The sequence below is a fragment of the Rhodoferax sp. GW821-FHT07G04 genome (assembly GCF_059418585.1).
Genome location: NZ_JBWKQD010000001.1, coordinates 1,385,249 through 1,405,378, shown reverse-complemented (window position 1 = coordinate 1,405,378; position 20,130 = coordinate 1,385,249). Strand labels below are relative to the sequence as shown.

Sequence of the window (20,130 nt, the reverse complement as noted above, 5' to 3'; positions counted from 1 at the left end):
GGGTCACGCGGTGGCGGTCACCGATGATCCGTCTGCCGAAGATGGTCTGAGTTGCCAGGTTCCACTGACGCCATCCGGATTGCTAACGTAAACATGCCCGCCACCGGCAACGATGTGACCATATTGGTCCAGGCTATAGCCGTCCTTGCCCTGGTACAGCGAGAGGTCCATCTGGTTGTACGCACTGTTCATGTTCTCGGCTTTGGTGACACCCAGGCCAATCATCATGTTGTTGACAGCCGAAACCCCCAGCCCCAACTCGGAAGCCTTTTGGAAGATCTGGCTTTGTGTGGGGTTGGTGGCAAAAAAGCTTTGTATCTCGTTCTTGGTGACTGCCCGGCCCAGCGTCGGCGAGAAGTAGGACGTCCAGCCGCCATGGGTTCCACCACCGATATCGGTGCCCAGGCGCTTGGCGGCGTCTACAAACATGGTCTCCAGCACCGGCGCACTCACTTGTTTCATGTTCATGCCTATGCCGGTGGCCTGGAACTGCACCATCTGCGCTGCATTCAAGCCCAGTGACTTGACCTTGGCGGTAATCTGCGCTTCGGTGGGGTTGGTGGCATAGAACGATTTGATGTCCTGCGCCGCCGGCATGACTTTGTCTGCGGCGGCGGTTGCTGCCTGGACGGTGGATTTGCTGGTGCTCAGCATGCCCTGGGCGTCCCAGGCATAGCCATTGTTCGCGTTGGCGACGAACGCTTCGATTTGCGATTTCAGCGATGCATCCTTGCTGCCCTCGAAGCCGCCCACCGTCATGGCCTGGGCAATCTGGTCTTCGTTCAGGCCCAGTGCGGCGGCCTTGTCGGCGATCTGCTTGGCATTGGGTTTGCTGGCAAAAAAACTCTTGACTTCTGCATCGGTATAGGGCGTGCCATTGCCGATGCTGCTCAGCGTGTCCGCAAAGGATTTGCCACCGCTCGCAGCACCCGTCGCCTTATTGCTGGATGCCGCTGAGTTGTTGCTGGCAGAGTTGCTGTTGTTGATGCTGGAGATGGACATGGTGCTTCCTTTACGCGCTCAATCAAGCAAAGTAGGCCTTGCGGCACGGCGTGCCAACGGACCAGACCTTGTGTCCAGATTGTCTGGAATGCGAAGGGCAGCAATCTCTGCAAAAGCGCGACAAATACCCGGCAGTATTGGAGTTTGTGGGCGTTTCAGGCTAGTTGCCTTATGAGGATTTTGGCTCCAGCCCTCGTCCCGTCTATGTGGTGCGCTACATAAAACGTAGCGTCATGGTTTACGCGGATGCGTCGGGATGGCGGGGGATTTCCCGCGGTTTGCCGGCCTCGTCAATTGCGACATAGGTCAGCGATGCCTCGGTCACCTTGATGTACTGGCCCTGGCTGCGGTAGCGCTCGGCATAGACCCCTACCTTTACCGTGATCGAGGTGCGGCCAATGCGCATCACCTTGGAGAAGAACGACAAAATGTCGCCTACCCGCACCGGGTGTTTGAACACAAACTCATTGACCGCCACCGTGGCCATGCGGCCCTGGGCATAGCGCGCAGGCAGCACCGAACCCGCCAAGTCGACCTGGGCCATGACCCAGCCGCCAAAGATGTCGCCATTGGCGTTGCAGTCCGCTGGCATGGGGATGACCTTGAGCACCAACTCCTCGTCGGTGGGCAATGGGATGTTGGGCGGGCTTGAATTCGTAGACATAGGCACAATCCTAACCTCTTGCGGCCCGAGCGCTGGCGCAGCCGCGTCCCAACACAACCCAAGCACCATCCCCCCACCTCTCCATGCGCGACCTCAGCCACCAAGCCTCCGCTCCTGCGCCCAGTTCCGTAGCGCCAGCGCCGCGTGCCCGCTCCGATTGGGACACCATAGGGCGCCTCTTCCCCTATCTGTGGGCCTACAAATGGCGGGTTGTCTTTGCCTTGGCCTTCATGATCGGTGCCAAGCTGACCAATGTGGGTGTTCCGCTGCTGCTCAAGAATCTGGTGGACAGCATGAGCTACAAGCCCGGCGACCCGGCCGCGGTGCTGGTGGTGCCGGTGGCTCTGTTGCTGGCCTACGGTGCGCTGCGCCTGGCTACGTCGGCGTTTACCGAGTTGCGTGAACTGGTGTTTTCCAAGGCCACACAGGGGGCAGCCCGCAGCATCGCCTTGCAAACCTTTGAACACCTGCACGCCTTGAGCCTGCGCTTTCACCTGGAGCGTCAGACCGGCGGCATGACACGCGACATCGAGCGCGGCGTGCGTGGCATCGAATCGCTGATCTCGTTCTCGCTATTCAGCATCGTGCCCACACTGCTTGAGGTGGTGATGGTGCTGTCCATCCTGGCGGTCAAGTTCGACGTGTGGTTTGCATGGATCACCCTGGCTGCGCTGGTGCTGTACATCACGTTCACCGTGCTGGTGACCGAGTGGCGCACCAAGTTCCGTCGCGAGGCCAATGAGTTCGATTCGGCCGCCCACTCCAAGGCCATCGATTCGCTGCTGAACTACGAGACCGTCAAATACTTCAACAACGAAGGCTTTGAGGCCAAGCGCTACGACCAGAGCCTGGAGCGCCTGCGCCGCGCGCGCCTCAAGAGCCAGACCACGCTGTCCATGCTCAACACCGGCCAGCAGCTCATCATCGCCGCCGGCCTGGTCGCCATGCTGTGGCGCGCGACGCAGGGCGTGGTGGAGGGCCGCATGACGCTGGGCGATCTGGTCATGGTCAATGCCTTCATGATCCAGTTGTATATCCCGCTGAATTTCTTGGGTGTGATCTACCGCGAGATCAAGCAAAGCCTGACCGATCTGGAAAAGATGTTCACGCTGATGGAGCGCGAGCGCGAGATTGCCGATGTGCCGGGTGCGCAGCCGCTGCAGCTGACCAATGACACCCCTTTGGCATTTGAGAACGTCAGCTTCTCTTATGACCTACCCAGCGCTGCCAACCCCGGTGGTGGGCGCACCATCTTGCACAACATCAGCTTCGAGATACCGGCTGGCAAGACGGTGGCCGTCGTTGGCCCCTCAGGATCCGGCAAGTCCACATTGGCGCGGCTGTTGTTTCGCTTCTACGATGTCAGCAATCCGAACCAGGGCGGGCGCATCCTGATTGCCGGGCAGGACATCAAGCAGGTCACCCAGGCCAGCGTGCGCCAGGCGATCGGCATAGTGCCGCAAGACACGGTGCTGTTCAACGACACCGTGGAATACAACATCGCCTACGGCAAGCCTGGCGCCACCCACGCGCAGGTGGAGGAGGCAGCTGCTTCGGCCCACATCCACGGCTTCATCAGCTCTACGCCCAAGGGCTATGCCACGATGGTCGGCGAGCGTGGATTGAAGTTGTCTGGTGGCGAGAAGCAGCGCGTGGCCATTGCGCGCACGCTGCTGAAGAACCCTCCGATCCTGATCTTTGACGAAGCCACATCGGCGCTGGACTCGGCCAACGAGCGCGCCATCCAGGCCGAGCTGCAAAGCGTGGCGCGCAACAAGACTACGCTGGTGATAGCCCACCGCCTGTCCACCGTGGTCGATGCGCATGAGATCCTGGTCATGGACGCCGGCCGCATCATCGAGCGCGGCAACCATGCGGCGCTGCTGGCGGCGCAGGGGCGGTATGCGGACATGTGGGCGTTGCAGCAACAAACGGCAGAGTAAGCGGGAGTCAAGTTGTAACGGGATTGTCACGTGTCCATGCAATTCGCGCATAATCCTAGGCATGGAAACCAAATGGCTTGAAGACTTTGTATCGTTGGCCGAGACCCGCAGTTTCAGCCGTTCCGCACAATTGCGCCACGTCACCCAGCCCGCGTTCTCGCGGCGCATCCAGTCGCTGGAGGCCTGGGCCGGCACCGATCTGGTGGACCGCAGCAGTTACCCCACGCGGCTGACCCCGGCCGGCGAGACGCTGTACGACCAGTCCATGGAGGTGCTGCAATCCTTGCAGAGTACGCGGGCCATGCTGCGCGGGCATACCTCGGCGGCGCAGGATGTCATCGAATTCGCGGTGCCGCACACGCTGGCATTCACGTTTTTCCCGGCCTGGGTGTCCAGCCTGCGCGAGACCTTTGGCCCCATCAAGAGCCGCCTGATCGCGCTCAATGTGCACGACGCCGTGCTGCGCATGGTGGAGGGCAGTTGCGACCTGCTGATCGCCTACCACCACCCCTCACAGCCCTTCCAGCTGGACGCGGACCGTTATGAAATGGTCAGCCTGGGCGAAGAGGTCGTGGCGCCCTACGTGAAGCCCGACGCCCAGGGTGCACCCATGTACCAGTTGCCTGGCCGTGCCGGACATCCGCTGCCCTACCTGGGCTATGCGCCGGGCGCTTACTTGGGGCAGATGGTGGAGTTGATTTTGAAGCAATCCAACACGGCCATCCACTTCGACCGTGTCTACGAGACCGACATGGCCGAAGGCCTGAAGGCCATGGCGCTCGAGGGGCACGGCATCGCCTTCCTGCCGCACAGTGCGGTCAAGAAAGAGCTGCGCGCCAAGCGCCTGGTCAGCGCCGCGCCGCCCGAGGCCAAGGGCTTGGATATCACGATGGACGTGCGCGTCTACCGCGAGAAGCCGGTGTTGAAAGAACTGCAACGCGGTGGCGCGCCTGGAGCCCGTGGCCCGGCCGCCGCGTCCAAGAATGCCGCCCAGGCCTTGTGGGACTACCTGCTGACCCAGGCCGCGCGCTAGCCGCTCGGATGGATGGACAATCTCCCCCTATGCAATCCATTACCCTGACCCGACCCGACGACTGGCACCTGCACGTGCGCGATGGCGATGCCCTGCACACCGTGGTGCCCCACACCGCCGCGCAATTTGGCCGCGCCATCATCATGCCCAACCTCAAGCCGCCGGTCACCACCGCGGCGCAGGCGCTGGCGTACAAGGCGCGCATCCAGGCCGCTGTGCCGGCTGGCATGGCGTTTGAGCCGCTGATGACGCTGTACCTGACCGACAATCTGCCCGCCGATGAGATTCGCCGTGCCAAGGACGCCGGTGTCGTCGCGCTCAAGCTCTACCCCGCGGGCGCCACCACCAACAGCGATGCCGGGGTGACCGATCTGCGCAAGACCTACAAGACGCTGGAAGCCATGCAGCGCGAAGGCATCCTGCTGCTGGTGCATGGCGAGGTGACTTCCAGCGACATCGATCTGTTCGACCGTGAGGCGGTGTTCATCGACACCCAATTGATTCCCTTGCGGCGCGATTTCCCCGAACTGAAGATCGTGTTCGAACACATCACCACCAAGGAAGCCGCGCAGTATGTGCAGGCGGCCGATCGCTACACCGGCGCCACCATCACGGCCCACCACCTGCTGTACAACCGCAATGCCATCTTCACCGGTGGCATACGCCCGCACTACTACTGCCTGCCGGTCTTGAAGCGTGAGACGCACCGCCTGGCCCTGGTGCAGGCCGCGACCAGTGGTTCCCACAAGTTCTTCCTGGGCACCGATAGCGCTCCCCACCCTGCGCATTTGAAAGAGCACGCCAGCGGCTGCGCCGGCTGCTACACCGCACATACGGCCATGGAGCTGTATGCCCAGGCCTTTGACGCGGCCGGTGCGCTGGACAAGCTCGAAGGCTTTGCCAGCTTCCATGGTGCTGATTTCTATGGCCTGCCGCGCAACGAAGGCAAGGTCACGCTGCGCCGCGAGGCTTGGACGGTGCCTTCCAGTTTTGCCTTTGGCGAAGCGCAGTTGAAGCCCCTCTGTGCGGATGAAACCCTGGCGTGGCGCATGGTCTAGAGGCGATTGACTGGGCGGCTGCCTGGCTGGCGCCTTGGTGCGACGTAGGCCAGTCCGTAGCGCGGTCGATAGAAGCAGGTCTGGGCTGCGCTACGGCCCTCAATACAGCAATGGACGATGCTGCCACGGTATCCTTTGAGCAGTCCGTCCGGTTTGTGCCGCAATCTGCCTTGCCTGCAGGCGAGGCTTACGAAGCCTTTATCTTTCGCAGCCGGCTGATCCCCACCCGCGACGGCCTGCATGACTTCTTCAACGGCTTGTGCTGGCTGCAGTTCCCCCAGACCAAGAAGCGGCTCAATCAGTTGCAGGCCGCGCAGATCGCCGCCTCAGGCATACAGCCGGTGCGTGGCCCTGCGCGCGATGCCTTGACGATCTTCGACGAGAACGCGGCCTTCTTCCAAGGGCCGGACGCGCTGTGGGATGCGCTGGTTGCCAAGGACTGGCACATGCTGTTTGTGACCCATCGCCCACTGTGGGCGCAGACCCAGTTGGTACTGTTTGGCCACGCCTTGCTGGAGAAACTGGTGTCTCCACGAAAACCCATCACAGCCCACGTGTACCGGGCGCATATTGCTAGCAAATCAATAGCGGATATCGACATGTGGATGGCATCAGACCTCAGTGCAGAGAAGTTGGCAACCAAGCCCTTCGCCCATTTGCCTGTGCTGGGTGTTCCGGGCTGGTGGCCGGACAATGCGGGTCCTGCGTTCTACGAGGACTCCGCGGTATTCCGACCCCCACGCTCCAAACCGGCCCAATGAAAATACCGTCTTCTCCCCATGGCATTTGGGTTCATTCGGGGCGCGTTTTTCTTGAATTTGAACCATTCGACCTTACCATTCACGCTGTCGCCCCTTGATCGGGGCTGAAATTCTCGAGGAAACCATGAAACGCATACTTCTCTTCATCTTGACCAACGTACTGGTGGTCGCAGTCCTGGGCATTGTTGCCAGCCTGCTGGGCGTGAACCGCTACCTCACCAGCTCCGGGCTCAACCTGGGTGCGCTGCTGGGCTTTGCGCTCGTCATGGGTTTTGGCGGCGCCATCATTTCGCTGCTGATCAGCAAGCCCATGGCCAAATGGACATCGGGCGTGCGCATCATCAACCAGCCGCAAAATGCGGACGAGGCCTGGATCGTGGAGACCGTGCGCAAGCTGTCCGAAAAAGCCAGCATCGGCATGCCCGAAGTAGGTATTTTTGAGGGTGATCCCAATGCCTTTGCCACCGGCGCATTCAAGAATTCGGCCTTGGTCGCGGTGTCCACCGGTTTGCTGCAGGGCATGACCAAGGAAGAGATTGAGGCTGTCATCGGCCATGAAATCGCCCACATAGCCAACGGCGACATGGTGACGATGACCCTGATCCAGGGGGTAATGAACACGTTTGTAGTCTTCTTGAGCCGTGTCATTGGTTACGCGGTCGACAGCTTCCTGCGCAAGGATGACGATCGCTCTGGCCCCGGCATCGGTTACATGATCACGACCTTTGTGCTCGACATCGTGCTCGGCTTTGCAGCGCACATGGTGGTGGCCTGGTTCTCGCGCCACCGCGAATACCGTGCAGATGCCGGTTCAGCCCAGTTGCTGGGCCGCAAGCAGCCCATGATCAATGCCCTGGCTCGGCTGGGCGGCATGGCGCCCGGTGAGCTACCCAAGAGCGTAGCGGCCATGGGGATTGCTGGCGGCATCGGGCAGTTGTTCTCGACCCACCCGCCCATTGAAGAGCGCATTGCTGCTTTGCAGAACGCTCAGGGCTGAAGTCAACCCAAAGGAGCTGGCCCGGTTTCGCCCGTGCGCAAGACCAGGTCGGCCAGCATCTCGCTGGACACATCCAGCCGCGCCGATAGCACACTGGCAATATTGCGGTAGATGATGTGGGCGCTGTCGGAGTAGGCGTCCACGCGCTCGCGGTCAAAGCGCATCGTGGCGCCGTCGCGCGTGGCCCGTACCGTGGCGCTGCGCAGATGGCCGCCTACCAAAGCCATTTCACCAAAGCATTCACCCGCTGTCAGCTTGGCCAGCAGTACAGCCCGGCCGCCACGGTTCTTTTCGACAACGACTTCGCCAGCGATCAATACGTGGAACGAACTACCGATGTCGCCCTCGTTGAAGACGATGTCACCCGCCTTGTGCGGAATGTGCTCGGCCATGGCCAGTGTGCTCATCAAGCAGTCCAGCGTCATGCCTTGGAAGACCTTGACCTTGCTGGCAATCTTCTTGACGATGGCGGCATCCAGATTGAGCCCGGCGGGCCGCACAATGATGTCGGCGCGCACGTTTTCAGCAAAGATCTTGACGACGGCGGGATCTACTTTCATGGCTGAAGATGGTACACCCACCCCGCATGGGTACAAGCTGGCTGTGCTACAACCTGTTCCTTCCCCGGCAAACTTTCCGATATCCGCACACCATGGAACTCTCCACCTGGCTCGCCTTCTTCGCTGCCTCCTGGGCCATCAGCATATCCCCCGGCGCTGGCGCCGTGGCGGCGATGAGTTCGGGCTTGAACCACGGCTTTCGCCGCGGCTATTTCACGACCTTTGGATTGATCCTGGGCATTTGGACGCAAGTGCTGGTCGTTGGCATCGGCCTGGGCGCACTGGTAGCCGCTTCCAGCACAGCGTTCCTGGTCGTCAAGTGGGCGGGCGTGGCCTACCTGGTCTGGCTGGGCATCAGCCAGTGGCGCGCACCGGCCGTGCCCATGGTGGCTCAAGCGGAGGGTGGCGCGGCCGCCATCACGCGCCGCTCCATGGTGCTCAAAGGTTGGATGATCAATGCCGTCAACCCCAAGGGCACCGTGTTTCTGCTGGCCGTGGTGCCGCAGTTCATGGTGCTGACGCAGCCCCTGCTGCCACAGTACTTCGTTATCGGGGCCACGCTGGGCTTTACCGATCTGGTGGTGATGGCGGGTTACACCGCACTGGCGGCCCGCGTGCTGGGTACGCTGAAGTCGTCCCGCCATATCCGCACCATGAACCGCGTGTTTGGCGGCATGTTTATGGCGGCAGGCTCTCTGCTGGCCTTGTTCAAGCGCGCGGCCTAGGTTTCACCGCCGGGCCGCCCCAAGGTGTGGACTTGGGGTTTTGCCAAACGCGCTCCCCTTGGGGGGCAGCGACCCGCGTAGCGGTGGAGCGTGGGGGCGTATTACACCAAGATACTTCGGGCAACGGCTTCGGCCACCTTGATGCCATCCACCCCGGCTGACAAAATGCCGCCAGCATAGCTGGCCCCCTCGCCAGCCGGATACAGGCCGCGCACATTGGTGCATTGCAGATCCTCGCCCCGTGGAATCTTCAGCGGTGACGAGGTGCGGGTCTCGACACCGGTCAACACCGCGTCCGCCATGTCAAAGCCCTTGATCTTGCGGCCAAAGGCGGGCAGGGCCTCGCGCAGGGCGGTGATAGCGTAGTCGGGCAGGCTGGGGGCCAAATCACCCAGGCGCACGCCGGGTTTATAGGATGGGATCACGCCGCCCAGGGCAGTGGATGCACGTGCCGCAATGAAGTCTCCCACCAGTTGCCCCGGTGCTTCGTAGCTGCTGCCCCCCAGGGTGTAGGCGCCCGATTCCAGGCGGCGTTGCAGCGCGATACCGGCCAGTGGATGCGTGGCGGCGGAACTGCCGGCCGGGTGCGCCGCCGCCAGTTCCGCCGCCTGCGTTGCATAACGTGCCCCGTCCACCGCGCCAAAGGCGTGCACAAAGCTCTGCGTATCACCGGGAAAGTCCGCAGGTTCTATGCCCACCACCATGCCGGCATTGGCATTGCGTTCGTTGCGCGAGTACTGGCTCATGCCGTTGGTGACGACGCGCTCGGGCTCGGACGTGGCCGCCACCACGGTGCCGCCGGGGCACATGCAAAAGCTGTAGACGGATCGGCCGTTGCTGGCGTGGTGCACGAGCTTGTAGTCGGCCGCGCCCAGCATGGGGTGGCCGGCATGGCGGCCCCAGCGCGCGCGGTCGATGACACCCTGTGGATGCTCAATGCGAAAACCCACTGAGAAGGGTTTGGCCTGCATGGCCACGCCCCGGTCGTGCAGCATGGCAAAGGTGTCGCGGGCGCTGTGGCCCAGCGCGATCACCACCTGCTCTGCTGGCAGCTCGCTGACGCTGCCGTCATTGGTGCTTTGAACCAAAAGCCCTCGTAAAAACTGGGTATTGCGCTCATTTTTTAATAGCACGTCGACAACGCGCTGCTCGAAACGCACCTCTCCGCCCAGCGCAATGATCTGCTCGCGGATGCTCTCCACGACCTTGACCAGCTTGAAGGTGCCGATGTGCGGATGGGCCTCGTACAGAATCTCGGCCGGCGCGCCGGCCTTCACAAACTCTTGCATGACCTTGCGGCCCAGAAAACGCGGATCCTTGATCTGGCTGTACAGCTTGCCGTCCGAAAACGTGCCGGCCCCACCTTCGCCAAACTGCACATTGCTCTCAGGCTTCAGTGTCTTCTTACGCCACAGGCCCCAGGTGTCCTTGGTGCGTTGGCGCACCGTCGTGCCGCGCTCCAGCACGATAGGCTTGAAGCCCATCTGCGCCAGCACCAGCGCCGCAAACATGCCGCAGGGGCCAAAGCCCACCACTACTGGGCGCAGCGCCAGGTTGGCGGGGGCATGGCCCACTGGGCGGTAGGCCATGTCGGGTGTGGGGCTGATATGCGGGTGTTTGTCATGGCGCTGCAGCAGCGCGGCTTCCTGCTTCAGGTCGGTCAGCGCCAGGTCCACGATGTAGACCACCAGCAGGTCCGCCTTGCGTGCATCGAAGCTGCGCTTGAAGACATCCAGCGTGGCGACATCGTTGGCAGGAATACCCAGCGCCTGGGCAGCCAAGTCCTTCAGTGCAGCGACCGGGTGTGCGACCGGCGCACGGTCTTCTTCGGTCTCGGTAGGTGCATCGGCGGCGCGGCGCTCCTCTATGGGGAGGGCGGACAAAGGGAGTTTGAGTTCGGTGATGCGGATCATGGTGGGCGGGCTCGTGGTTATCAAGCAGGGCCTAATGATATCGGCTGCGGGGTATACAAGTCCTTGTGCGCATGGGGCCACTGCATGCCCGCCATAATGCGCAAAAAAGGGAGGAAAACATGCTGCGATTCAAAACACTCGCCGTACTGGTGCTGGTACCACTTTGGTTGGCCGCCTGCGGAGGCTCAGGCGGTAGCGCGACGGCGCCTGGGCCCGTTACACCGCCATCGGTATGGGCCGTATCCCCAGGCACGCTGACCGCCACGTCAGACATAGGTTTGTCGTCGCGGATCGTTCTCACGGCGACGTCCAGTACCGCTTTCGACCTGGTCTATGTGCAGGCCGTGGACACACAGAATGTGCTCTCTCTGTCGCGGTTCGCAAAAAACGCGATCGATGGCAGCTACCAGGTGACGCTGGGTACATCCGTACGTGTTGCGGCGGGCCGCTATACGGGGAGCGTAGAGCTGCGGTTCTGCCCGGTTTTCGACTGTGCGCAGCAGCATCCCGGATCACCGCTGCGCGTGCCCTATGACGTGACCGTGGTCAACCCCTACAAAACGCCGCCGCTATCGCGCATACCCGGCTTGGCAGACTGGGAGACCCACCAGGGCAATGCGGCGCATACGGGCTATGTTCCGGTGTCGCTGGATGCTGCGAAGTTCACCCCACGCTGGCGTCGGCAACCGTTTGACGGCAGGTACATGGGGCCGCCGGTCGTGGCCAACGACAAGGTCTATGTGACGACTGCCGGCACCTTGGCGGAATACAAACTGCAGGCCTTCCAGGAATCGGATGGCACGCTGGCCTGGGAGTACCCTACCTATTTCCCGACGACAGCCCCGGCGGTCTCCAATGGTGCCGTGTACCTGGCGAAGAACTCCAGTTTCAGCGACGGCTTTTTATGGTCGCTCAATGCCAGCGACGGCACTTTGCGGTTTCGCTCCGCCGGCTCTACCGGCCAGGCCGTGACGGGGGCACAGTCGCCGACTGTTTCAGCGGGGAAGGTCTACATCAACAGCACGCCCGATGGTGCAAGCCCGGTCAGAGGTGGGACGCAGAGTTTCGATGCCGCAACTGGCACCGTGGCATGGGGCCAATCCTGGGATGATTCCTATCGTTTCCAAGCCGGCACGTCCGCCCTGGATGCGCAGTTTGCCTATACCGTCTGGGAGAGCTTCCAAGGTAGTGGGCGCATCAGAAAACTCTATGCCATGGACGCCGCCACCGGTGCCATTGCCAAGGTGACGGACCTGGGCGATGCGGGGCTCACAGCCGACCCGATACCTGTGCTGGCCAGCGATGGCAGCCTGCTGGTATCGGATGGACGGAACCTGCGGGTGGTCCAACCGCTTAGTGGAAGTATCCGTTGGACGCTAGAAGCCCTGAATAGTGCAATCGATCCCGTCGTTGCGGGGAATACCGTATTTGTCGCCAACGGTGCAACCAAGCAGCTCGAAGCGCGTGATCTCACTACCGGTGTTCTGGTATGGGCCTGGTCGATAGACAGTGCACTGGACCAATATTTCTTCAGCAACATGGTCGTGACCGATAGCCATGTTTTCGTCAGTACGCGCCGGGCCACCTATGCGATCGACCGCAACACCCATCGCCCGGTATGGACATATCCCATGGCGGGTGCCAAGGCTATTTCCTCCAATGGCATCCTATACATCGCAACGATGTCGGACTTTTTGCCGGGCTTCAACCCGGCGAGCGACGGGGGACTGACGGCCATCAATTTGCGCTGAAGCCTGGGGCCGGGGAGGTAACCCCGGCGGGCAGTCCGTCACACTGGCAAGAACCCTTCGATCGACAAATACCGCTCGCCGGTGTCGTAATTGAAGCCCAACACGGTGGCGCCGGTCGGCAGATCAGGCAGCTTCTGCGCAATCGCAGCCAGCGTCGCGCCGCTGGAAATGCCTACCAAGATGCCTTCTTGGGCTGCGCAGCGGCGAGCGTATTCGCGGGCGGGTTCGGCGTCCACTTGGATCACGCCGTCCAGCAGTTCGGTCTTCAGGTTGGTGGGGATGAAACCGGCACCGATGCCCTGGATGGGGTGGGGGGAGGGGGCGCCGCCGGAGATGACCGGCGATGCGCTGGGCTCCACTGCAAACACCTTCAACTGTGGAAACTTCGCCTTCAGCACCTTGGCCACGCCGCTGATGTGACCACCGGTGCCCACGCCCGTGATGAGAACGTCGATACCGCCGGGGAAGTCGGCGAGGATTTCTTGCGCCGTCGTGCGTTCGTGCACCTCGATATTGGCCGGGTTGTCAAACTGTTGCGGAATCCACGCGCCCGGTGTTGCAGCGGCCAGTTCCTGGGCGCGGGCAATGGCGCCCTTCATGCCCTTTTCGCGCGGGGTCAGATCAAAGGTGGCGCCGTAGGCCAGCATCAGGCGGCGGCGCTCGACCGACATGCTGTCGGGCATCACCAGCACCAGCTTGTAGCCCTTGACCGCGGCCACCATGGCCAGGCCCACGCCGGTGTTGCCTGAGGTGGGTTCGATGATGGTGGCGCCGGGTTGCAGTGCGCCGCTTTTCTCGGCCGCCTCGATCATGGAAAGCGCGATGCGGTCCTTGATGGAACCACCGGGGTTGCTGCGCTCGGACTTGATCCATACGTTGTGCGTGTTGCCAAACAGGCGGTTGATGCGCACATGCGGCGTGTTGCCAATGGTCTGCAGGATGTTGTTGGCTTTCATGGGGTGGGCTCCGGTGTTTTTTTGAGGGCGAATGGGGGCTGGAAAGAATATTGTGAACCTCTTGTTCTACCGACTCCGGTATATCCATATCACCTGCGGCGATAATCAGGCCGTGAAGCCCGCCAGACCACCGCTGGTGCAATCTGGGAAACCAGGCACTGGAGGAACGTCCGGACTGCATAGGGCAGCGTAGCAGCTAACGGCTGTCCACCGACAAGTCGCAAGACCCTAAGGTGAGGATTAGAGCAACAGAGACGAGCCGCTTAAGTGCGGGTGAAACGGGCAATCTCTACGCGCAGCAATACCAAGTAGGCCAACGTTGACGGGGCCCCCGGAGTTGGCGGGTAGGTAGCACCGAGCCGTTGGGTGACCAGCGGCCCAGAGTAATGGTGGTCACACGGAGGGCAACTTCCGTGCACAGAATCCGGCTTATCGGTGGGCTTCACACTTTTTTTGATGTATGGTTAGGCCTGTGTTCTCACTGAAGGAGGAGGCAGCATGCGACCCATACTCGATCTGTTGAAGAAGCGCGCACCCGTCAACTGGAGCCTGAGCCCCCAGGACACCGTGTTCGATGCGCTACAGACCCTGGCCAACCACAATGTCGGCGCGCTGATGGTGCTGGACGACGGCAAGCTGGTAGGTGTTTTCTCTGAACGCGACTACACCCGCAAAATCGCGCTGCAGGGCAAGTCTTCTCGCGACACCAAGGTGCAAGACATCATGACCGCCAATGTGATTTCTGTCGCCCCAACGGTTCGCACCCGCGATTGCCTGGCCTTGATGAGCCAGAAGAAGATCCGCCACTTGCCCGTGGTCGATGGTGACAAGGTGCTGGGCATGATCTCCGTGCGCGACATCATGGACGACATCATTGCCGACCATGAGCTGACGATCAACCAGCTGCAGCATTACATTTCGAGTTAGTAGGAGCCTGGGCGGCAGAGCGCTCTGCTCCGTGTCCCCCGGCCTTCGGCCTCCTCCTTTACCTGCGCAGAACGCTCTACCGCCCAGGCTCTTGGAGCGCCTAGAACTTCTCGCCGGCGCCCAGATAGCGCCACTGCCCCACCGGCAAATCGGCCAGCGCTACGCGGCCCAGTCGGATGCGGCGCATGTCCACAATCTCCAGTTTGGCCTTTTCGCACAGGTAGGCAATCAGCCCCCGGTGCGCGCCCTTGATCGCAAAGCGCAGGCGGCTGCGTTCGGGCGTGGTGCTGTTGAGGCTGACCTTGACCAGCGGCAGGTCGGCGTCGCCTTCCAGAATGCGGGTCAGGCGGCGCAGCGCCTCGGGCGTGACTTCGCCCTGCACGTCCACCATCAGCTCATGCTCCATGGAGCCCATGTCCTCGGTCAGCTTGCGCTCCACGCGCCAGTCTTGCGTGAACACGATCAACCCGCTGGCCGCATTTTCCAGCGGCACGGCGGCCGTGAGCTGCTTGAAATGGCGTTGCAGCACGCGAATGTCAGACGGGTCATTCGCCCAATGCTTGGCCGCCATCAGCAGCGAACGGGCGTCGTCAAAGTGCGCGCGGCGGGCGGCGCGGTTGAGCTTGGACAAAGACTCTTCCGTGCCATCCACCCAATCGGCCGGCTTGTGCAGCAGCAGCGTGATGCTGGCCATCTCCAGCAGGCTGGCGTTGGGGTCCAGCGTGATGGTCTGGCTCTCGACGCGAAAGTGCGGCTCCTCCACAACATGCCCGTCAACCTGTACCCAGCCACCTGCGATGTATTGCTCGGCCTCGCTGCGCGAGCAGGGCACCATCTGGGCGACGCGCTTGGCCAGTCGGTCGCCGCCGGCGTCGGCTGACGGCGTCGGCTTGCGTTGGGGTAGCGGCGGTGGCAGCGTAGCGGCCGCAGGTTTTGGCGTCCGCAGCGCCGTTACGGGGCGCTTGCGTGGCTTGGCATTCGGGCGCTTGGCGGGAGTGGGGGCGGGCGTGGTCGCGGTCGGCACCGCAGGGGCGACGGCTTTCTTGGGAGGCTTGGGCGGCAGGCGCAGCGTGCCGGACACAGGGGATTTTGTCATTGGGGGTACTGTAGTGCAGTCTGCTGCGCTTTCACAGGGGCTGCACCACACACAGGCCGGGCTGCAGAAAATTGCCACGCCATCGGCAAACTGTGCCAGTCTCCTCCCCCTGCTGAAGCTATGCCTTCTGTGGTGAGCGCCCGCTGCCGAAGAATTGCGCGATGCGAACACCCACGGCGCGCAAGAACTTGAACAGCACCACCATCAGCAGTACGGCCACCGCCAGTGTCAACACCAGGGCCCACGCGAATACCAGCGGGTGGGTGGCTGCCAGCCACAGCATGCAAATGACCCATCCGTCTTCCAGTAGCGACACCGCGATATTGGATAAGGGCTCGGGCGAGGTGTTGACGGCGGCGCGCGTCGTCAATTTGGCGGCGTGGCTGGTTGCAGCCAGACTGCCGCCCAGCAAGGCGGCGATCCAGGCCATGGCGGAACTGTCGGCCCCCAATGCGGCGGCAGCCAGTGCCGCGCCCGCCGGAATGCGGATGGCGGTATGCACGACGTCCCACAGCGAATCCACCAACGGAATCTTGTCGGCAAAAAACTCCACGCAGCACATGAAGCCGCTGGCCATCAGCACACCCGGGTGCTGCAGCACCTGCAGCCCCGGCGGCAGATCTACCCAGCCCAGGTAGCCGGAGATGCCCACCAGAAACACGGCTGCGTACAGCCGCAGCCCGCTGGCCCAACCCAAGGCGGCTGCCAGGGCCAGCAGTTGCGGAGCATCCATCCAATGGCTGAGGTTGGGCATGGCTGAAGTGGGGTGTTGTAGAGGGAACAGGCCCTAGCGGCCCTGGATGTGCTCCACATGCGCCATCAGCGAGCGCTTGGCCACGGGCCACACGCGGGGCTCCACGTCGTCGTAGGCCAGCGGCAGCCAATCATCCAGCGTGCCCTGGGGGTGGGCGGCCATCACGGCGGCGATCTTGGCCTCGCGCTTGAGCCGGTGCGCTTTCAGGTGGGTGATGACGCCGCTGGCCGCCGCCAGCGAACCGCCCAGCACATGGCCGTGGGCCGGCAGAATGAAGTGCACATCGTGCTGTGCGCAGGCGGTCAGCAGCCGGTCCAGCGAATCCAGGTAGTCGCCCATATGGCCGTCCGGCGGATCGATGACCGTGGTGCTGCCGTTGAGGATGTGGTCGCCGGAGAACAGCAGGCCGTCCTCCACCAGCAGCAGGCACACATGGTTGGCCGCATGGCCGGGGGTATGGATGGCCTGGAGCGTATGTGCTTTTGATGAATCGGCTTCCAGCCCTCGTGGAATCAGGGTGAGACGCTCATTATTTAGTAGCGATCGGTCGGGCGTGAAGGTGCTGGCCGCGCGCGCCGTGGGTGCTGACGGCAGACCCAGGATCGGTGGTTGGCCGCTGCACAGTGCCTTGAGTGGCGCGGCGCCGGGCGAGTGGTCCGGGTGCGAATGCGTGCAGACAATCATGCGGACATTGCCGCCGCTGCCATCGGGGTGCACCGCGGTCTGCCACAGGCGCTGGATGTGCTCGGCATCGGCAGGGCCGGGGTCGATAACGATGAAGCCGGTTTCGGCGTCGCCCACCAGGTAGCTATTGGTGCCGGGGCCGGTCATGAAGCCGGGGTTGGGCGCGGTCAGGCGCTGCAGATTGCGCGTCAGCGGCACGGGTCGCTCGGCCTGCCAGTCCAGCGCGTGGTGGGGTTCGCTGCCGGTAGGGCAGACCAGGGCCAGCTCGCCGTAGGCCATGTCGTGCTGCAAAAAGCGGGTGGCAATGCCGCCGCGCAAGCCAGTGCGTTCGGGCGGCGGGGCCTGGGTGGACGCGTCGGTGGATGGCAGGCTGTGGGGGTGTAAGCGTAGTTGCGGGCGGACCATGCGCCGGATTGTGCAGCAAAGGCCTATTCCCACACTGCCCACGCTGCCCACGCTGCCCATGCTGGGCATAATCCCGGCCCAACAAGATTTCTCGCAAAGCTACATCGGCGCGGGCCGGGAATGCAAAAAGTAGGGACGGTGCCGCACTGGCCTGATGGACTGATAATCCCCCCATGCGCATACCGTTTACCAAAATGCAGGGTGCTGGCAACGACTTCGTTGTGCTTGACGAAACCCGCGGCCGGCTGGGCCTGACCGCCGCCCATTACCGCTTTCTGGGCGACCGCCATTTCGGCGTGGGCGCCGACCAGATTCTGACCGTGCGGCCCTCGCCCGCGGCCGGCATCGATTTTGAATACGTGATCCACAACGCCGATGGCGCCGAGGTCGAACAGTGCGGCAACGGCTCGCGCTGCTTTGCCCGCTACGTGCGCGACAAGGGCCTGACCGCCAAGGACGTGATCCGCGTGCAGACGCAAAAGGGCGTCATCGAGCCGCGCCTGCTGCCCGATGGCCGCGTCACCGTGGACATGGGCGCGCCGGTGTTTGCGCTGGACCAGATTCCGTTCGACGCTGCTGGTCTGGTGCTCCAGCCACAAGGCCGTTGGGGTAATTGGCCTCTAGCCCTCGCCGAATCTGTACATGACGCTCCTGTTTTGGTAGCGACCGTATCCATGGGCAACCCCCATGCGGTGCTGCAAGTCGACAACGTGGACACGGCCCCCGTGGCCACCCTGGGCCCCCAGGTGCAGGCCAGCCGCCACTTTCCCCAGGGCGTCAACGTGGGCTTCATGCAGGTGGTCGACCGCAGCCACATCCGCCTGCGCGTGTTTGAGCGCGGCGTGGGCGAGACGCTGGCCTGCGGCACCGGCGCCTGTGCCGCGGTCGTTTCCGGCATTCGCCTGGGCCTGCTGGACGCTACGGTCGAAGTGCAGACCCGCGGCGGCCTGCTCAGCATCGCCTGGGCCGGCGATACTGCGCCGGTGCTGATGACCGGCCCGGCCACCACTGTTTTTCACGCTGAGATAGAGATCCCCGACACCCTATGACCTTCCACAGCAACGACGCCATGAACAACCCCATCACCGAAGACGACATTGCCCACTACCTGAGCAACACACCCGACTTCTTCCTGCGCCATGCCGAGCTGCTGGCCGCCGTGCAGTTCACCAGCCCGCACAGCAACCGCACCGTGGGTCTGCAGGAGCGCCAGGCCGAGATGCTGCGCGAGAAGATCAAGTCGCTGGAACACCGCATCATGGAGATGATCCGCAACGGCAGCGAGAACGTCATGCTGTCCGACAAGATCCTGCGTTGGGCGCGCAGCCTGCTGACCGCCACTGATCTGCACGCGCTGCCGGGCGCCATCGAGCAAGACATTCAGACCCAGTTCTCCGTGCCCCAGGTCGGCATGCGCCTGTGGGGCATGGCGCCCGAGTTTGCGGGGCTGACCGTGTCGCAAGAGGTCAGCGACGACGCCCGCGTGTTCGCCTCTTCGCTGATGGAGCCCTTCTGCGGCCTGAACACCGGTTTTGAGGCCGTGAGCTGGTTGGCCGACCCTTCTGCTGTCAGCTCGCTGGCCCTGATCCCGCTGCGCGGCGCCAGCGCCGGCGGTGCCGGCCCGGCCTTCGGCATGATGGTGCTGGCCTCGCCCGACGCCCACCGCTTCCACAGCGGCATGGGCACCGATTTCCTGGCCCGCCTGGGTGAGCTGGCCAGTGCCGCGCTGTCGCGACTGAAATGAGCGCCTAGAGGCAGGCGCAAACCCAATATGAACGCCGCCGGGCCGCCCCAAGGCGTAAACGCCCCCCCGGGGGGCAGCGAACCACACGCAGTGGGGAGCGTGGGGGCGAACCTCGTAGAGGGCTACCTCGAATATGTGCGCGTCGAAAAGCGGCTGGCAGCCCGCACCGTCGAGCTGTATGCGCTGGACCTCATCAAACTCAAGGAATACGCCGCCAAAGTCCCGGTTGCACTGACCGAGGTGCGCAACGCCCACATCCGCCGCTGGGTGGCACAGATGCACAGCGGCGGGCGTGGCGGGCGCGGCATCGCCCTCATCCTGTCGGGCTGGCGCGGCTTCTACACCTGGCTGGGCCGCGAGGGCCTGGTCGCCAGCAACCCGGTACAGGACGTGCGCGCGCCCAAAGCCCCCAAACCCCTGCCCAAGGCCCTGGGTGTGGACGAGGCTGTGCAACTGGCGAACTTCAAAAAAGATAGCGATATATCCAATACTGACGAGGGCTACACGGGTGAATTGCCAAATGCCAATCCGCCACACGGCTCTGCCGAGGCCCATTTTCTGGAACAGCGTGATGCGGCAATGGTGGAGCTGCTGTACTCCAGCGGCCTGCGCGTCGGCGAGCTGATCGGCCTGGACGCCCAGGCCAGCACCGACGGCCATAGTCAAGGCAGGGGCTGGATCGATATGGATGCTGCCACGGCCCATGTCTGCGGCAAGGGCAGCAAATGGCGCGCCGTGCCCGTGGGCCGCCAGGCCCTGCAGGCGCTGCTGGCATGGCAGCAGGCCCGTGCCGCACTGGTCGCCAACCTGCCACTCGCGAGCCCTGCCAACCCGGCCTTGTTTCTGGGGCGCAATGGCACGCGGCTGACGGCCCAGTCGGTCTGGCAACGCCTGCGGGGCCGCAGCCTGCAGGCCGGCCTGGCCACACCGGTGCATCCGCACATGCTGCGCCACTCCTTTGCCAGCCATGTGCTGCAGTCCAGCGGCGACCTGCGCGCGGTGCAGGAGTTGCTGGGCCACGCCAACATCAGCACCACCCAGGTCTACACACGGCTGGACTTCCAGCACCTGGCCAAGGTCTATGACGCAGCCCACCCCCGGGCGCATGCCAAGGGTACCGGCAAAAAGGATTGAGGCTCTGAGGGATGGGGAGCGGG

At 63.1% G+C, this 20,130-nt stretch carries 18 protein-coding genes, 1 other RNA gene and 1 pseudogene; 12 read left to right on the top strand and 8 right to left on the bottom strand.

The window, feature by feature from the left end:
- Positions 1-3: 3 nt before the first annotated feature.
- Both AC07OO_RS06445 and AC07OO_RS06440 read right to left on the bottom strand, forming a co-directional pair.
- Entirely contained in the window at positions 4-1,002 is a 999-nt protein-coding gene (locus tag AC07OO_RS06445) for a hypothetical protein (protein WP_495081218.1), read from the bottom strand.
- 238 nt (positions 1,003-1,240) lie between these two features.
- The gene (locus AC07OO_RS06440; protein ID WP_495081217.1) at positions 1,241-1,666 is read right to left on the bottom strand and encodes an acyl-CoA thioesterase; all 426 of its coding nucleotides are present in this window, start codon (positions 1,664-1,666) and stop codon (positions 1,241-1,243) included.
- Positions 1,667-1,749: 83 nt separating this feature from the next.
- Between AC07OO_RS06440 and AC07OO_RS06435 the strand changes: the two genes are divergently transcribed.
- From AC07OO_RS06435 to htpX, 5 genes are all read left to right on the top strand, one after another.
- Entirely contained in the window at positions 1,750-3,609 is a 1,860-nt protein-coding gene (locus tag AC07OO_RS06435) for an ABCB family ABC transporter ATP-binding protein/permease (protein WP_495081216.1), read from the top strand.
- A gap of 61 nt (positions 3,610-3,670) precedes the next feature.
- On the top strand, positions 3,671-4,642 hold the full coding sequence (locus AC07OO_RS06430) for a LysR substrate-binding domain-containing protein (RefSeq protein WP_495081215.1): 972 nt from the start codon (positions 3,671-3,673) through the stop codon (positions 4,640-4,642).
- Between the two features lie 29 nt (positions 4,643-4,671).
- The gene (gene pyrC, locus AC07OO_RS06425) at positions 4,672-5,700 is read left to right on the top strand and encodes a dihydroorotase (RefSeq protein ID WP_495081214.1); all 1,029 of its coding nucleotides are present in this window, start codon (positions 4,672-4,674) and stop codon (positions 5,698-5,700) included.
- Entirely contained in the window at positions 5,685-6,461 is a 777-nt protein-coding gene (locus tag AC07OO_RS06420; protein ID WP_495081213.1) for a DUF3025 domain-containing protein, read from the top strand. Before pyrC ends, AC07OO_RS06420 begins: the two co-directional genes overlap by 16 nt.
- Positions 6,462-6,585: 124 nt before the next feature.
- Positions 6,586-7,458 carry a protease HtpX gene (gene htpX, locus AC07OO_RS06415; protein WP_495081212.1) on the top strand — a complete coding sequence of 291 codons (873 nt, stop codon included), beginning with the start codon at positions 6,586-6,588 and terminating at the stop codon, positions 7,456-7,458.
- 2 nt (positions 7,459-7,460) lie between these two features.
- Here the strand turns inward: htpX and AC07OO_RS06410 are convergent, their stop codons facing one another.
- A complete protein-coding gene (locus tag AC07OO_RS06410; RefSeq protein WP_495081211.1) occupies positions 7,461-8,018 on the bottom strand; it encodes a Crp/Fnr family transcriptional regulator in 558 nt (185 codons plus the stop codon).
- 92 nt (positions 8,019-8,110) lie between these two features.
- Between AC07OO_RS06410 and AC07OO_RS06405 the strand changes: the two genes are divergently transcribed.
- Entirely contained in the window at positions 8,111-8,743 is a 633-nt protein-coding gene (locus tag AC07OO_RS06405) for a LysE family transporter (RefSeq protein WP_495081210.1), read from the top strand.
- A gap of 101 nt (positions 8,744-8,844) precedes the next feature.
- Here AC07OO_RS06405 and AC07OO_RS06400 read toward each other — a convergent pair whose 3' ends face one another.
- On the bottom strand, positions 8,845-10,656 hold the full coding sequence (locus tag AC07OO_RS06400) for an NAD(P)/FAD-dependent oxidoreductase (protein WP_495081209.1): 1,812 nt from the start codon (positions 10,654-10,656) through the stop codon (positions 8,845-8,847).
- Between the two features lie 119 nt (positions 10,657-10,775).
- Between AC07OO_RS06400 and AC07OO_RS06395 the strand changes: the two genes are divergently transcribed.
- The gene (locus tag AC07OO_RS06395; RefSeq protein WP_495081208.1) at positions 10,776-12,407 is read left to right on the top strand and encodes an outer membrane protein assembly factor BamB family protein; all 1,632 of its coding nucleotides are present in this window, start codon (positions 10,776-10,778) and stop codon (positions 12,405-12,407) included.
- Between the two features lie 38 nt (positions 12,408-12,445).
- Here the strand turns inward: AC07OO_RS06395 and cysK are convergent, their stop codons facing one another.
- Positions 12,446-13,363, bottom strand: coding sequence for a cysteine synthase A (gene cysK, locus AC07OO_RS06390; protein WP_495081207.1), 918 nt, complete (start codon positions 13,361-13,363; stop codon positions 12,446-12,448).
- A gap of 114 nt (positions 13,364-13,477) precedes the next feature.
- On the opposite strand from cysK, the gene rnpB reads away from it, so the two are divergent.
- Together rnpB and AC07OO_RS06380 are read left to right on the top strand one after the other, a co-directional pair.
- Positions 13,478-13,811, top strand: an RNA gene (gene rnpB / locus AC07OO_RS06385) — RNase P RNA component class A.
- 50 nt (positions 13,812-13,861) lie between these two features.
- Positions 13,862-14,290 (top strand): CBS domain-containing protein, encoded by a 429-nt coding sequence (locus AC07OO_RS06380; protein WP_495081206.1) that lies wholly within the window; start codon positions 13,862-13,864, stop codon positions 14,288-14,290.
- A gap of 100 nt (positions 14,291-14,390) precedes the next feature.
- Here the strand turns inward: AC07OO_RS06380 and AC07OO_RS06375 are convergent, their stop codons facing one another.
- The 3 genes and pseudogenes from AC07OO_RS06375 to AC07OO_RS06365 form a co-directional block, all read right to left on the bottom strand.
- Positions 14,391-15,386, bottom strand: coding sequence for an RNA pseudouridine synthase (locus AC07OO_RS06375; protein WP_495081205.1), 996 nt, complete (start codon positions 15,384-15,386; stop codon positions 14,391-14,393).
- A gap of 118 nt (positions 15,387-15,504) precedes the next feature.
- Positions 15,505-16,140, bottom strand: coding sequence for a DUF4126 domain-containing protein (locus AC07OO_RS06370; RefSeq protein WP_495081204.1), 636 nt, complete (start codon positions 16,138-16,140; stop codon positions 15,505-15,507).
- A gap of 33 nt (positions 16,141-16,173) precedes the next feature.
- Positions 16,174-17,151 (bottom strand): annotated as a pseudogene (locus tag AC07OO_RS06365) (MBL fold metallo-hydrolase); the annotation flags it as partial.
- 251 nt (positions 17,152-17,402) lie between these two features.
- Between AC07OO_RS06365 and dapF the strand changes: the two are divergent.
- Genes dapF through AC07OO_RS06350 form a run of 3 tightly spaced genes read left to right on the top strand, consistent with a single transcriptional unit; the run spans position 17,403 to position 20,107 of the window.
- Positions 17,403-18,278, top strand: coding sequence for a diaminopimelate epimerase (dapF, locus tag AC07OO_RS06360; protein ID WP_495081203.1), 876 nt, complete (start codon positions 17,403-17,405; stop codon positions 18,276-18,278).
- Positions 18,275-18,973, top strand: coding sequence for a DUF484 family protein (locus tag AC07OO_RS06355; RefSeq protein ID WP_495081202.1), 699 nt, complete (start codon positions 18,275-18,277; stop codon positions 18,971-18,973). Before dapF ends, AC07OO_RS06355 begins: the two co-directional genes overlap by 4 nt.
- Before the next feature lie 27 nt (positions 18,974-19,000).
- Positions 19,001-20,107, top strand: a complete 1,107-nt coding sequence (locus AC07OO_RS06350; RefSeq protein WP_495081201.1) for a tyrosine recombinase XerC — start codon at positions 19,001-19,003, stop codon at positions 20,105-20,107.
- The last annotated feature ends 23 nt before the right edge of the window (positions 20,108-20,130 follow it).

Bases quoted from the DNA above. Each gene is read 5' to 3' on its own strand.
- AC07OO_RS06445 (WP_495081218.1), bottom strand. From the start codon at position 1,002: ATGTCCATCTCCAGCATCAACAACAGCAACTCTGCCAGCAACAACTCA.
- AC07OO_RS06440 (WP_495081217.1), bottom strand. From the start codon at position 1,666: ATGTCTACGAATTCAAGCCCGCCCAACATCCCATTGCCCACCGACGAG.
- AC07OO_RS06435 (WP_495081216.1), top strand. From the start codon at position 1,750: ATGCGCGACCTCAGCCACCAAGCCTCCGCTCCTGCGCCCAGTTCCGTA.
- AC07OO_RS06430 (WP_495081215.1), top strand. From the start codon at position 3,671: ATGGAAACCAAATGGCTTGAAGACTTTGTATCGTTGGCCGAGACCCGC.
- pyrC (WP_495081214.1), top strand. From the start codon at position 4,672: ATGCAATCCATTACCCTGACCCGACCCGACGACTGGCACCTGCACGTG.
- htpX (WP_495081212.1), top strand. From the start codon at position 6,586: ATGAAACGCATACTTCTCTTCATCTTGACCAACGTACTGGTGGTCGCA.
- AC07OO_RS06410 (WP_495081211.1), bottom strand. From the start codon at position 8,018: ATGAAAGTAGATCCCGCCGTCGTCAAGATCTTTGCTGAAAACGTGCGC.
- AC07OO_RS06405 (WP_495081210.1), top strand. From the start codon at position 8,111: ATGGAACTCTCCACCTGGCTCGCCTTCTTCGCTGCCTCCTGGGCCATC.
- AC07OO_RS06400 (WP_495081209.1), bottom strand. From the start codon at position 10,656: ATGATCCGCATCACCGAACTCAAACTCCCTTTGTCCGCCCTCCCCATA.
- AC07OO_RS06395 (WP_495081208.1), top strand. From the start codon at position 10,776: ATGCTGCGATTCAAAACACTCGCCGTACTGGTGCTGGTACCACTTTGG.
- cysK (WP_495081207.1), bottom strand. From the start codon at position 13,363: ATGAAAGCCAACAACATCCTGCAGACCATTGGCAACACGCCGCATGTG.
- AC07OO_RS06380 (WP_495081206.1), top strand. From the start codon at position 13,862: ATGCGACCCATACTCGATCTGTTGAAGAAGCGCGCACCCGTCAACTGG.
- AC07OO_RS06375 (WP_495081205.1), bottom strand. From the start codon at position 15,386: ATGACAAAATCCCCTGTGTCCGGCACGCTGCGCCTGCCGCCCAAGCCT.
- AC07OO_RS06370 (WP_495081204.1), bottom strand. From the start codon at position 16,140: ATGCCCAACCTCAGCCATTGGATGGATGCTCCGCAACTGCTGGCCCTG.
- dapF (WP_495081203.1), top strand. From the start codon at position 17,403: ATGCGCATACCGTTTACCAAAATGCAGGGTGCTGGCAACGACTTCGTT.
- AC07OO_RS06355 (WP_495081202.1), top strand. From the start codon at position 18,275: ATGACCTTCCACAGCAACGACGCCATGAACAACCCCATCACCGAAGAC.
- AC07OO_RS06350 (WP_495081201.1), top strand. From the start codon at position 19,001: ATGAACGCCGCCGGGCCGCCCCAAGGCGTAAACGCCCCCCCGGGGGGC.